This window comes from Streptacidiphilus anmyonensis, from assembly GCF_000787855.1.
GTDB classification, from domain to species: domain Bacteria; phylum Actinomycetota; class Actinomycetes; order Streptomycetales; family Streptomycetaceae; genus Streptacidiphilus; species Streptacidiphilus anmyonensis.
In genome coordinates, this window is the sequence record NZ_BBPQ01000045.1 from 10,818 (window position 1) to 23,011 (window position 12,194).

At 72.0% G+C, this 12,194-nt stretch carries 8 protein-coding genes and 1 pseudogene; 4 read left to right on the forward strand and 5 right to left on the reverse strand.

Translation table 11 applies throughout. From position 1 onward, the window contains the following. On the reverse strand, positions 1-1,910 hold a 1,910-nt coding region (locus TR50_RS29305), incomplete at its 3' end, for a PKD domain-containing protein (RefSeq protein ID WP_042428797.1). Between the two features lie 188 nt (positions 1,911-2,098). On the opposite strand from TR50_RS29305, the pseudogene TR50_RS49240 reads away from it, so the two are divergent. Continuing rightward, positions 2,099-2,218 (forward strand): annotated as a pseudogene (locus TR50_RS49240) (IS630 family transposase); the annotation flags it as partial. 22 nt (positions 2,219-2,240) lie between these two features. On the opposite strand, the gene TR50_RS29310 reads toward TR50_RS49240, so the two are convergent. The 3 genes from TR50_RS29310 to TR50_RS29320 form a co-directional block, all read right to left on the reverse strand. Beyond that, positions 2,241-2,780, reverse strand: a complete 540-nt coding sequence (locus tag TR50_RS29310; protein WP_042428800.1) for a GNAT family N-acetyltransferase — start codon at positions 2,778-2,780, stop codon at positions 2,241-2,243. Between the two features lie 139 nt (positions 2,781-2,919). Continuing rightward, positions 2,920-3,258 carry a hypothetical protein gene (locus tag TR50_RS29315; RefSeq protein ID WP_042428803.1) on the reverse strand — a complete coding sequence of 113 codons (339 nt, stop codon included), beginning with the start codon at positions 3,256-3,258 and terminating at the stop codon, positions 2,920-2,922. Positions 3,259-3,369: 111 nt separating this feature from the next. Continuing rightward, positions 3,370-4,827: an NCS2 family permease gene (locus TR50_RS29320; protein WP_042428806.1), complete on the reverse strand. Its 1,458-nt coding sequence runs from the start codon at positions 4,825-4,827 to the stop codon at positions 3,370-3,372. A gap of 141 nt (positions 4,828-4,968) precedes the next feature. On the opposite strand from TR50_RS29320, the gene TR50_RS29325 reads away from it, so the two are divergent. From TR50_RS29325 to TR50_RS29335, 3 genes are read left to right on the forward strand one after another with little or no spacing between them, the layout of a single operon-like run. Continuing rightward, positions 4,969-5,277, forward strand: a complete 309-nt coding sequence (locus TR50_RS29325) for a DUF2530 domain-containing protein (protein WP_369405794.1) — start codon at positions 4,969-4,971, stop codon at positions 5,275-5,277. Between the two features lie 19 nt (positions 5,278-5,296). Beyond that, complete coding sequence (locus TR50_RS29330) at positions 5,297-7,738, forward strand: cation-translocating P-type ATPase (RefSeq protein WP_042428809.1); 2,442 nt, start codon at positions 5,297-5,299, stop codon at positions 7,736-7,738. Between the two features lie 40 nt (positions 7,739-7,778). Beyond that, entirely contained in the window at positions 7,779-9,248 is a 1,470-nt protein-coding gene (locus TR50_RS29335; protein WP_152648705.1) for a DUF2079 domain-containing protein, read from the forward strand. A gap of 30 nt (positions 9,249-9,278) precedes the next feature. On the opposite strand, the gene TR50_RS29340 is transcribed toward TR50_RS29335, so the two are convergent. Then, on the reverse strand, positions 9,279-12,194 hold a 2,916-nt coding region (locus TR50_RS29340; RefSeq protein WP_052441462.1), incomplete at its 5' end, for a hypothetical protein.

Sequence of the window (12,194 nt, forward strand, 5' to 3'; positions counted from 1 at the left end):
CCCTGGACACCGGTGCCCTGGTAGAGCCACAGCACGCCCGAGGCGTCCCGGGCGACCATGTCGCCGGTGGCGTCCGCGCGCTGGCCGTTCAGGCTGACGATGGTGTTGTAGATGTTCCAGCCGCCGCCGATCTTGGCGGGGCTCATCAGTTCGCCGCCGTAGTAGCCGTAGCTCTCGTACTGCCAGAGGTTTCCGGCGCTGTCGCGGGCGAGCAGGTTCCAGCGCTGCTGGGCGGGGGACATGCCCACGGCGAGCCGGTAGCTGACGGTGGCGGTGCGGCCTGCGGAGTCCTGTTCGGTGAGCGTGGCCGTGTAGTAGCCGGGCTGGGGGAAGTCATGCCTGATCGCATGTGTGGTGGTGATGTCCTGCGGGCCGCTGCCGTCGCCGAAGTCGACGACGCGGCTGGTGATGGGCCACGGGTCGGTGGAGGTCGAGCTGTCGGCGATGACCTCCGCGCTGGTCCCGCTGACGGGGGTTACCTGCAGTACGGGGGTGAGCGGCCCGGGCGCGCTGACGTCCGCATAGGCGATCACGGTGTCGGTGTGACCGTTCGTGGTGGTCGCGGTGATCTTGACCACGTACGGGGTGCCCGACTGCGGCGCCGCGGTGTACGTGTGTTGGGCGGTCGGGCTGCTCGTGGTGACCGGCTCGCTGCCGTCGCCGAAGTCGAACGTGTAGGAAGCCACGTCGCCCCAGGGGTTGTTCATCGTGGCGGAAGCGGTGACGGGCAGCGGGTACGGCCCCTGAGACGGCGTCACGACCAGATCGACGACAGCGAAGGGGTCCTGGGCTTCGTAGGCGCCGCGGTCGAAGTAGCCGACGCCCGTGCCGGTGTTGGCCACGGCGGGGTCGTCGACGCGGGGGTTGCCGACCCGGTCGGTGGTGGTCTCGCCCGGAGCGTCGGCGTCGGCCGAGTCGATCGCGGGCGAGGTGGGGCGCGGGGTCCAGCCGTTCAGCTGCGGATCAGCCTGGATGTCGTGGCCACCCTGTCCCGTGGCGGCCTGGAGGTCGGCCGGGGAGGTGTAGAGGGTGCCGGCGAAAGAGTAGGGGGCCATGCCCGACAGCGGGTTGACGATGTTGTAGTCCACGCGGGTGCCGGTGACGGCGGTCGCGTCGACGCTGATCTGGGCGCTGCCCACCGCCGGAGTGACGGTCGTCGTGCGCGGCGGGGTGAGGATGTTGTCCTCGATGCTGCTGTTGCCGGAGGCGCCTGCGAGATCGATGGCGTCCGCGTTCGGGTCTTGAACGGTGTTTCCGGTGACGACGGTGCCGGGGGCGTCTGTGGTCTGAACCGCCGAACCACCAGGAGCCGACAGCAGCGAGCCGTTGATCGTGGTCGCCGAGACCCCGCTTGTGACCGACGCCAAGGAGGCCTGACCGCTGAGGCTGCTGTGGGTGATGCTCGTGCCGCTGGTGGCGCCGCTGAGGACGACGGCGGCCGGACTCGCGGTCGTGCCGCTTGCGGTCACGCCATCCTGGGTGAAGTCGACGTCCGTCGAGTCGTTGACCGCGACCACGGTCCCCGGGCCGTGCAGCCACAGATGGGAGAAGACGACGTCGTGCGCGCCGTCGACCGTGAGGACCGGCCCCTGGGTGGTCGTCAGGCTGGCGGTGCCGGTGGACGTGAAGGTGATCGGCGCGTCGGCGGACCCGGAGTGGGTCACCGTCACCGGAGCTGTGTAGGTGCCCGGGGTGATCTGGACCGTCTGGCCCGGCTGTGCCGCGTCGGCTGCGGCCTGGACGGTGCAGTAGGGCTGATCGGCGGTACCGGTGCCGCTGTCGCTGCAGTTCGCGCCAGCAGCGTCGTCGACCGTCAGTGTCGTGGGGCTGGCGGCCGCGGGGAGAGCGATGAGGCTGATGCCGCCGGTCACCGCGAGAACGGTGAGGGTGGCCAGAGACCGTATGCGCAAGAGTGTCTCCGGAGGATCGAGGCCGTCAGCGTAGTGACTGGCAAGGGGATTCCAGCACATGCTGGTACAGGTCCCTGGGACGGCCGTCGATCACGTCCGTGAATGTCCTGATTGAGATCACCATCGTGATCCAAATGAAATCGGATCACGCCATTCCGCCTCAAGGGTCCGTACCGGCACCCCCGCACTGGCACAACGCCAACGCCCGCCACCCCGACGTCCTCAAGGCGCAGCGCAGAGGACGCGCCTGCATCCGCACCGAGAGGGGCATCCGCTGGGGCGGACGCCCACTCCCCGCCGCAGCCTGACCAAACGATCGAGCCGAGAGCGTCAGACCCTCACACCACGCGCGATTCGGTACAGCACGTTCGGACGCAGTGGCCCTTCGGGCGCGTTGGGGTCGTCGAAATCGTCAGCCGGGTCGCGGGTCATGCCGATCCGGCGCATCACCGCTTGGGAACGGAGGTTGGTGGCGGTCGTCACTGCAAGGATCTCGGGGAGTTCAAGCACCTCGAAGCCAAAGGCCAGGCCGGCCATGGCGGCCTCGGTGGCGTAACCCTGACCCCAGGCCGAGCGGGCGAGCCTCCAACCGATCTCAACCCCTGTGAACGGCATGCCATCATCCACTTGGTCCAAGCCCGCGAAGCCGATGAACTCGCCCGTGGCCTGCAATTGAACTGCCCACCATCCGTAGCCTCGCCGGTCGAACTCGGCCTGGAACTGCGCCACGGAGGCATCGCTCTGTTCACGGGTGAGCAGGTCGCCCAAGTGCTCCCGGACCTCGGGATCAGCATTCATCGCCGCCCACGGTTCAAGGTCGGAGTCTTGCCATCGACGGAGCACGAGGCGATCGGTACGCAGTTCAACCATGCTGCCCAGCCAACGTGAGCGCTACCCCCGAGGCAATTCATTTTGTTCGGGACTGCCACCGCCGCTCAGAAGGAGATTGCACGGTCGGCTCCAGGACCGAGGAAGCGAAGCGGCGCCTGCAGAACAAGCCGAAGCTCACTCAGCCGGCGAGCCGTTCACGGAGCTCGGCGTTGTCGATGGCGCGGGCGACGCGGACGTACTTGCGGTCCAGCATCCGGGTCCGTACAGCGAAATCCACCTCACGGGCCAGCGCGTAGCCCGGCTCGCGATACTGCTCGACCGGCCCCAGCGGTCGCGTCACGTGCCAGAGATGGTTGGACCGGAGCCGCGTCTCGCCCGCGCGGCGACACGCGGCGATCTGCTGCCGGAGCGCGGCAAGGCGCTCGTCACGATCTTCGGCTATCAGGCCGAACACCCAGCCGAGGCGCTCGTGCCAGGCCTCTGCGCTGTCGAGAGCCCATTCAGCATCGTCCGTCACGCGTTAGATCATCCCGCAGCCTTCCGGCCCGGCCTGGCTGGACGGACAAGGGGCGGCGGACCGATCAAGGTCCACCGCCCCTCCTCGGGCCTCGGGTTCAGAGCGCCGGGCTCACTGCCCGATCCCCAGCGCCGGCATCAGGTAGTAGAACGCGAACACGCTCGCCACCACGTACAGCGCGGCCGGCACCTCACGCCAACGCCCCGTCGCCACGCGCAGGATGCAGAAGACGATGAAGCCGATCCCGATGCCGTTGGTGATCGAGTAGGTGAACGGCATGATGATCATGGTCAGGAACGCCGGGATGGCGATCGTGTAGTCCGACCAGTCGATCGCCTTGATGCCGCTGGCCATGATCAGGAAGCCGACGACGAGGAGGGCCGGGGTGGCCGCCTGGCTGGGGACCATGGTGGCCAGCGGGGTGAGGAAGAGCGCGGCGACGAAGAAGAGGCCGGTGACGACGGAGGCGAGGCCGGTGCGGGCGCCCTCGCCGACGCCGGTGGTGGACTCGGCGAAGCAGGTGCCCGCGGAGCTGGAGGTCGCGCCGCCGGTGAGGGTCGCGATGCCGTCGATCATCAGGACCTTGTTCATGCCCGGCAGGTTGCCCTGCTTGTCCAGGAGGTGGGCCTCCTCCGAGACGCCGAGGACGGTGCCCATGGCGTCGAAGAAGCAGGACAGCAGCACGGTGAAGACGAAGAGGACGCCGGTCAGCACGCCGACCTGACCGAAGCCCCCGAAGAGGGAGACCTTGCCGAGCAGGCCGAAGTCGGGGGTGGCGACGGCGCTGTGCGGCAGGGCGGGGACGGTCAGGCCCCAGCTGTCGGCCGGGATCTTGGCGACCTTGTCGACGATCATCGCGAAGACCGTGGCGACCACGATGGAGATGAGGATCGCGCCCGGGACCTTGCGGACGATCAGGATCAGGGTCAGCAGCGTGCCCACGATGAAGACCAGCGTCGGCCAGCCGTTGAGGTGGCCGTTGCCGCCGAGCTGGAGCGGGACGGTGGTGTGGGCGGCGTCCGGGATACGGGTGACGAAGCCGCCGTCGACCATGCCGATCAGGGCGATGAAGAGGCCGATGCCGATGGCGATGGCCTTGCGCAGGCTCAGCGGTACCGCCGCCATGACGCGCTCGCGCAGGCCCGTGGCGACCAGGACCATGATCGCGATGCCGGCCAGGACGACCATGCCCATCGCGTCCGGCCAGGTCATCTTCGGCGCGAGCTGCAGCGCCACGACGCTGTTCACGCCGAGGCCGGCGGCGAGCGCGATCGGGACGTTGGCGAAGACGCCCATCAGCAGCGTGGTGAACCCGGCGGTGATGACCGTGGCGGTGACCAGCTGACCGCTGTTCAGGTGGTGGCCGAATTTGTCCGTCGCCGAGGAAAGGATGATCGGGTTCAGCACGATGATGTAGGCCATCGCGAAGAACGTGGCGGCGCCGCCACGGATCTCACGGCCGAAGCTGGAGCCCCGCTCGGAGATCTTGAAGAACCGGTCCAGCCCGTTGCGGGGCGTGTGGGGTCCGGGATCGGCGGGCGCGGTCGTGGCAGGGGCGGCCGAGGTCATGGAGAGGGGCTTTCCTGATTCGGGCGGGAGTTCGAGCGCGTCCAGTATCAAATAAACAAAAAGTTTTAGCCATCTGCGCGCGTAGACTGTGCAAACCTCTAAACAAAGGGGGCTTCGAGGCGTCGCGGTACGCTCAGCGACGTGAAGGTGAAGATGCCCGCCCTGATGAAGCAGACGACCAAGCTCCCCTCTGCCCCGCCGATGGAGGCGAACGACGTCGCCATCGTGACCGGCGGCACGGTGGTGTGGCTGATCGGCTTCCTCGTGCTGCTGCCCTTCCACTCCTCCATGGCCGCCCACGGCCGGGGCGACTGGCAGTGGATCTGCCTGGCCGGATTCGGGCTCGGGCTGATCGGCATCTGGTACTGCCGCGCCCGTCGCGACGCCATCCGCCGCGACGCCGCGCAGCGCGAGGCGGCCCGGCGAGCCCAGCAGGCGCCGGAGCAGTAGCCAACCTAGGGTCGGGCGTATGACCAGCACGTTGCCGACCCTCACCGGACTGACGGATGCCGAGGTGGCGCAGCGTGTCGCCGCCGGCCAGGTGAACGACGTCCCGCTCAGGTCCAGCCGGTCGACCGCCCAGATCGTGCGGGCCAACGTCTTCACCCGCTTCAACGCGATCATCGGCACGCTGTTCGTGGTGATCCTGATCGTCGGGCCGATCCAGGACGGGCTGTTCGGTTTCATCATCGTCGCCAACACCGGCATCGGGATCGTGCAGGAGCTGCGGGCCAAGCAGACGCTCGACAACCTGGCCGTGATCGGCGAGGCGAAGCCCCGGGTGCGGCGCGACGGGCGGAGCACCGCGGTCAGCAACAGCGGGATCGTGCTGGGCGACCTGGTCGAGCTGGGGTCCGGGGACAAGATCACCGTCGACGGTCAGGTGGCCGAGGCCGAGGGGCTGGAGGTCGACGAGTCGCTGCTGACCGGCGAGCCCGACCCGGTGCACAAGCACCCGGGCGACCCGGTGCTCTCGGGCAGCTTCGTGGTGGCCGGCGGCGGAGCGTTCACGACCACGAAGGTCGGGCGCGAGGCGTACGCCGCGCAGCTGGCCGAGGAGGCGAGCCGGTTCACCCTGGTCCAGTCGGAGCTGCGCAGCGGCATCGACACGATCCTCCGGTTCATCACCTATCTGCTGATCCCGACCGCGATCGGGCTGATCCTCAGCCAGCTGTACGTCTCGGGCAGCGATCTGCGCGAAGCGATCCGGCGCATGGTGGCGGGCATCGTGCCGATGGTGCCCGAGGGCCTGGTGCTGCTGACCTCGGTGGCCTTCGCGATCGGCGTGGTCCGGCTGGGACGCAGGCAGTGCCTGGTGCAGGAGCTGCCCGCGATCGAGGGGCTGGCCCGGGTCGACACGGTGTGCCTGGACAAGACCGGCACGCTCACCGAGGGCGGCATGGACGTCGAGGAGGTGCGCCCCCTCGACGAGGCGGGCCGGGAGGAGATCGCGCGGGCGCTCACCGCGCTCGGCACGGCGGACCCCCGTCCCAACGCCAGCCTGCAGGCGATCATCGAGGCGCACCCGGCGCGAACCGGGGACGAAGCGGACCGCTGGGCGGTGGCGCGGGCTGCCGCGTTCTCCTCCGCGCGCAAGTGGTCGGGGGCGGAGCTGCGCGAGGGCGGCGGGGTCGTGGCGACATGGCTGCTGGGCGCGCCGGACGTGCTGCTGCCGGCAAAGAGCCCGGCGCTGGCGGAGGTGGACCGGCTGGGCGCGCAGGGGCTGCGGGTGCTGCTGCTGGCGCGGACCCCGACGCCGCTGGACGCGCCGGACCCGGCGGCGGGCCTCGCCCCGCGGGCGCTGGTGGTGCTGCGGCAGCGCGTGCGTCCGGACGCGGCGGACACGCTGCGCTACTTCGAGCGGCAGAACGTCTCCGCCAAGGTGATCTCCGGCGACAACGCGCTGTCGGTCGGCGCGGTCGCGGGCTCGCTGGGGCTGCCGGGCGCGCAGGAGCCGATGGACGCACGGCAACTGCCGAAGGCGTCGGTGGAGCCGGAGGCTCTGGCGGACGCGGTGGAGGGGCACTCGGTCTTCGGCCGGGTCTCGCCGCAGCAGAAGCGGGACATGGTCGGCGCGCTCCAGTCGCGCGGCCACCACGTGGCGATGACGGGTGACGGCGTCAACGACGTGCTGGCGCTCAAGGACGCGGACATCGGCGTGGCGATGGGCTCGGGCAGCGAGGCGACCCGGGCCGTCGCGCAGATCGTGCTGCTGGACAACCGGTTCTCGACGCTGCCGCTGGTGGTCGCCGAGGGGCGCCGGGTGATCGGCAACATCGAGCGGGTCGCCAACCTGTTCCTGGTGAAGACGGTCTACGCGGTGCTGCTGGCGCTGGCGACGATCGTCTGCCGGGTGCCGTACCCGTTCCTGCCGCGGCACTCCACCGTGCTGAGCGCGCTCACCATCGGCATCCCGGCGTTCTTCCTGGCGCTGGCGCCGAACAACGAGATGGCGCGGCCGGGGTTCGTGCGCCGGGTGCTGCGCTTCGCGATCCCGGCGGGTGTGATCGCGGGTGCGGCGGCGTTCACGGCGTACATGCTGGCGCGCGCGAACCACACGACGGGGCAGGTGGCGGACACCTCGACGGCGACGCTCACGCTGTTCATCGTGGCGCTGTGGGTGCTGGCGATCATCGCGCGCCCCTACGCGCTGTGGAAGCTGGTCCTGGTGGCGATGATGGGCCTCGGCTTCGTGCTGGTGATGACCGTGCCGTGGGCGCAGACCTTCTTCCAGCTGCATCTGGAGGGCTGGCGCGATCCGCTGACGGGCGCCGTCATCGGGGTGGCGGCCGGGGTGCTGCTGGAGATCGTCTGGCGTTGGATCACCATCGGCCTGCCGCAGCAGCCGAGCGTGCGGGCGCGGCGTCCGCGGGACCTGTCGTCCGACCAGAGGCCGGACTCACAGGAGTAGACCCTTCTGCGGGGCCCGGCGCACCGGTACCGTGCGGCGGGTGAGCCAGGAAGCCGCCTCAGCCGACCGCGTGACCGCCGGGATCCCCGGCCAGCGCGGGGCCGGCGTCGGACGCCCGCGGCACCGGCTGGTGCCCAGGCGCGCCACCTGGCCGTACCTGGTGCTCGGGCTGCTCTTCTGCGTCGACTACTCGATCGTCGAGCTGAGCCGGTACCTGCACGACGGGTCGATGTCCTGGGACACCGCGATCTTCGTCGAGGAGGTCCGGCAGTACGCGGACTTCCACGCCCCGATCGTGCACATCAAGGGCGCCGACGCGAACATCCTGGGCGACCACTTCAGTCCGATCATGGCGCTGCTGGCCCCGCTGTGGTGGCTCTTCCCTTCGACGGTGACGCTGCTGCTCGCGCAGTCCGCGCTGTTCGCCAGCTCGGTGACGGTCGTGGCCGCCACCGCCGGACGGTTCGTGTCGCGTGCCAAGGCGCTCTGGCTGGGCGCGGCCTACGGGCTCTCCTGGGGACTGCAGCGCGCCGTCGACTTCGACGTCCACGAGATCGCCTTCGCGGTGCCGATCCTCGCGGTCGTGCTGCGCAACGTGCTGCTGCGGCGGTTCCACCGGGCGGCGTTCTGGGCGCTGCCGCTGACCCTGGTCAAGGAGGATCTGGGCGTCACCGTCGCGGCGGTCGGGCTGCTGCTGTTCCTGCTGCGGGAGCGGGCGCTCGGGGTGATGCTGGCGGTCTTCGGCCTCGGGATGACGGCGCTGACCGTGTGGGGCGTGATCCCGCACTTCAACTCGTCGGGTGCGTACGGCTACCGGGACAAGCTCCCCGCCGGCGGCTGGACGCACGCCCTGACCGGCCTGCTGAGCCCCGCGGACGTCAAGCTGTCCACGCTCGGCATGCTGCTCGGCGTCACCGGCTTCCTCGCGCTGCGCTCCCCGCTGCTGCTGGTGGCGCTGCCGACGCTGGGCTGGCGCTTCGTCTCCTCCGACACCGACTACTGGGGCACCGCCTGGCACTACAACGCGGTGCTGATGCCGGTCCTGTTCCTGGCCCTGGTCGACGCGATCCGCCGGCTGGGGCAGCGCGAGGACGCGCCGGGCTGGCTGCGCGGCTACGCGGAACGGGGCGTGGTCCCGGCGGTGACGGCCATCGCGCTGACGCTGTGCGCGACGCTGTCGCTGCCGGCGGCGTCGTTGCTGCGGCCCTCGACGTACACCTCGACGCCGCGCAGCGACGCGATCTCGCGCGCGCTGGCGCTGGTTCCGGACGGGGCGGTGGTCGAGTCCAACATCACCGCGATGTCGCGGCTGGCCGCCCGCACCGACCTGTACTGGCTGGGCGGGAGCAGGGCGGCCCCGCCGCAGTACCTGGTCCTGGACCTCTCCTACGGCTGGTCGCCCGCTCCTCCCGCCGACCTGCCCGGGTACGCCGGCCAACTGCACCCGGGGCACAGCTACCGGGTGCTGACGGAGCAGATGCAGTTCGCCGTGCTGGAGTTGGTCGACTGACTCGGCTCGGCCCCCGGACCAGCCCTCGGCTCAGCCCTCGAAGTCCCGGGCGGCGCCGAGCTCGTAGGCGCGGTCCGGGTCGCCGAGCAGGGCCAGCACCTCGAAGCGGCGCGCCCAGGCGCCCGCCGCCCAGGCGAGACCGGCGGCGAGGCCCTCCGGGGTAGCGGCGTGGAGGGTGCCGAACGGGACGACCGGTGCGAACTCGTCCGGCTCGTCCGTCACGGCGCCCTCGCCCTCCGGCAGCGCGGGGGCCTCGCTCTCGGCGTCCCAGCGCCAGCCGACGGGGGCCTCCTCGCCGTCGGGGCCGACGACGAGCAGCTCCTCGTGCTCCTCGTAGACCGCGGGGCAGCCGGGCAGCAGCTCGCGGATCTCCTCCGGGACGGCGCGGACCGTGCCCTCGGTGAGCACCCGTCCGCCCGCGATCTCGCTGGCGAGCGAGACGTGCAGGCGTTCGGCGAGCGCGGGGGCCAGCGCGGGCGCGACGGTGATCAGTGGGAAGTCGTCGAGCAGCTGCACCAGGTCCGGCGCGTCGGCGACGACGGCGTCGGCCACGTCGACGATGACGGTGTGCGCGGGACGCCGGTGCGTGGCCGGGTCGAGCGGCGGCAGCGCACGGACCTCGTCCGGCAGCGGGACGCGGTCGAGCGGGACCGTGGCCAGCGCGGTGTAGATGCCGTGCAGTTGGCGGTGCGCGACGGGACGCTCGGCGTCGGCGAGACGGTCGAGGACGTCGTCGGGACCCTCCGGGTCCTCCAGCAGCGCGGCGAGCGTGGTGCGGACGCCGAGGGCGTGCAGGAAGGTCTCGTCGAGGTCGGTGCGGGCCTCTTCGTACAGGCCGCGCAGCAGCCGGTCGCCGCCGGCGGCCCGCAGGCCGGCGGGGGCGCGGCCGTCGAGGACGGGGTGGTCGCGCAGCCACCAGGCGGCGTAGGGGACGACCTCGGCAGTGCGGCCGTCGGGCAGCAGCAGCCGCACCTTGTCGACGACGGCGCCGCGCAGCGGCGGCTGGGCGAGCAGCGCGAGGGCCTGCGGCCAGGCGTCGTCGGCGACGAGGTCGAGGTCGCGCACGGCCAGCAGCTCGGCGGCGACGGGCGGGACGGCGGGGACGCCGGGCGGCAGGTCGTCACCGGTCAGCAGCGACTCGGTGACGTCCTCGGCCCAGTCGGCGAGGCCGTCGGGGGCCTCGTCGAGCAGAGCGGCGGGCTCGCCGCCGAGCGCGCGGTCGGCGGGGGCGGTGGGGTCGAAGCGCTCCAGGTCGTCCGGGTCGAGGACGGCCTCCTCGGCGCGCAGCAGACCGAAGCTGTGGGCGACGCCCACGGCGCGCAGCACGTCGGCGCCCCAGCGCTCGACCAGCTCCTCGTCGAGGAAGACCGCGTCGTCGCCGTCCGCGAGGGCGGCCAACGGGCTCCCCGGCAGCACGAGTTCACCAGCGGGCGCCCAGACCCCGTCCTCGTCGAGCAGCGCCAGCCGGGCCAGCCACGGATACCGACCGTCAGCCAGCTCGCCTTCGGTGAGCGCGGCTCGGACGATCCGCAGGACGGCCTCGGCCAGCTCCTCGGCCTCCTCCTCGTCGTCGAGGTCGGCGGAACGGGCGACGGCGGCCCGCAGCTCCGGCGTCTCCAGCACGCCCGCGGGCGTGGCGACGCCCGCGCCGAGCTTCTCCAGCAGCGGGTGGGCGGCGTCCGGGTGGGCCAGGCGCAGGCCGAGGATCTCCAGGTCCTCGGCGCGGACCGGGCCCTCCTCCCCGGACCCGGCACCGGAGCCGCTCCAGTTCACCGGCACCAGGACGCGGCGCGGGCCGCGCACCATCCGGCCGTCGGCGAGCGGGACGGGCAGCGCGCCGAGCGCCTCCGGGTCGGCGCCCGCGAGGGAGCCGTAGAGGTTGCGCCACCACTCGGGCTCACGGTCGAGGTTGGCGAGCTGGTCGACGGTCTCGGCGAGGGCGACGCGGCGCACCTCCAGCGAGCGAAGCTCCTGCCGGCGCTCCAGCCCGGCGGGCAGCAGGCCCGGCAGGACGGTGGCGAGCGCGCGCACGACCTCGGCGTCGGCGCCCTCCAGCAGCACGGCGTCGCGCGGCCGCAGCGCCGACTCCCGCTCCTCCTCGACGGCCTCCGGCAGGCCGTGGTCCTGTCCCGCCTCCGGCAGGCTGTGCTGCTGTCCCGCCTCCGGGCTGTGCTGCTGTCCCGCCTCCGGCAGGAAGGGCGTCTCGGGCAGCCGGGCCAGGATCGCGCGGCGCAGCTTGGCGTCGAGCTCGCCCTTGCCGAGCGGCGCGGGGACCAGGCGCAGCGAGCCGAGGCTCGCGCCGCGGCGGCGGACGAGTTCGGCGTAGGCGTCGGCGGCCTGCTCGACGAGGAAGTCGGTGAGCCGGCCCGGCGCGACGTGGCGGCGGGTGGAGTCGAGCGGGAAGCTGGCGATCAGCAGCGCCGGCAGGCCGAGCGGCTCGTCGCTGGGCGTGGGCGCGTGCAGGTAGGCGGAGCGGACGCGGACCGGGTCGCCCGCGTCGTCGACCGGGACGGCCCAGGTGAGCGACCAGAACGGGCGGTGGCGCTCCTCGGTGGTGCGGTCGGCCAGCAGCTCGGCGTCGAGCGGGCCGCCTCGGCTGAGCACCTGCCAGCGGGTCTCGGAGCCGTCGTCGGCGATGACGACCTCGTCCTCGGTGACGGTGGGCCCGGCGGGCTCGCGGCGGGCCAGGGTGCGCACGCCGTCCTCGGTCTCGACGACCACCTCGGCCAGCCCCGGCAGGGCCAGCAGCAGCGCGTCGTCGGTGTCGTCGAGGAGACGGCGGGTCAGGTCCTCGGCGGCGGCGTCGCGCAGCGGCAGCAGGACGACGGTGTCGTAGCCGCTCGGCGGGGTGCCCTCGGTGGGCAGCGGCAGGCGCAGCAGCGGGACGTGGCCCTCGCGGCGGCGCAGCTCCTCGGCCAGGCCCGCGTCCGCGCCGGAGCGCTGCGC

Excerpts from the sequence above, each read along its gene's own strand:
- TR50_RS29310 (WP_042428800.1), bottom strand. The coding sequence starts at position 2,780 with ATGGTTGAACTGCGTACCGATCGCCTCGTGCTCCGTCGATGGCAAGAC.
- TR50_RS29320 (WP_042428806.1), bottom strand. The coding sequence starts at position 4,827 with ATGACCTCGGCCGCCCCTGCCACGACCGCGCCCGCCGATCCCGGACCC.
- TR50_RS29330 (WP_042428809.1), top strand. The coding sequence starts at position 5,297 with ATGACCAGCACGTTGCCGACCCTCACCGGACTGACGGATGCCGAGGTG.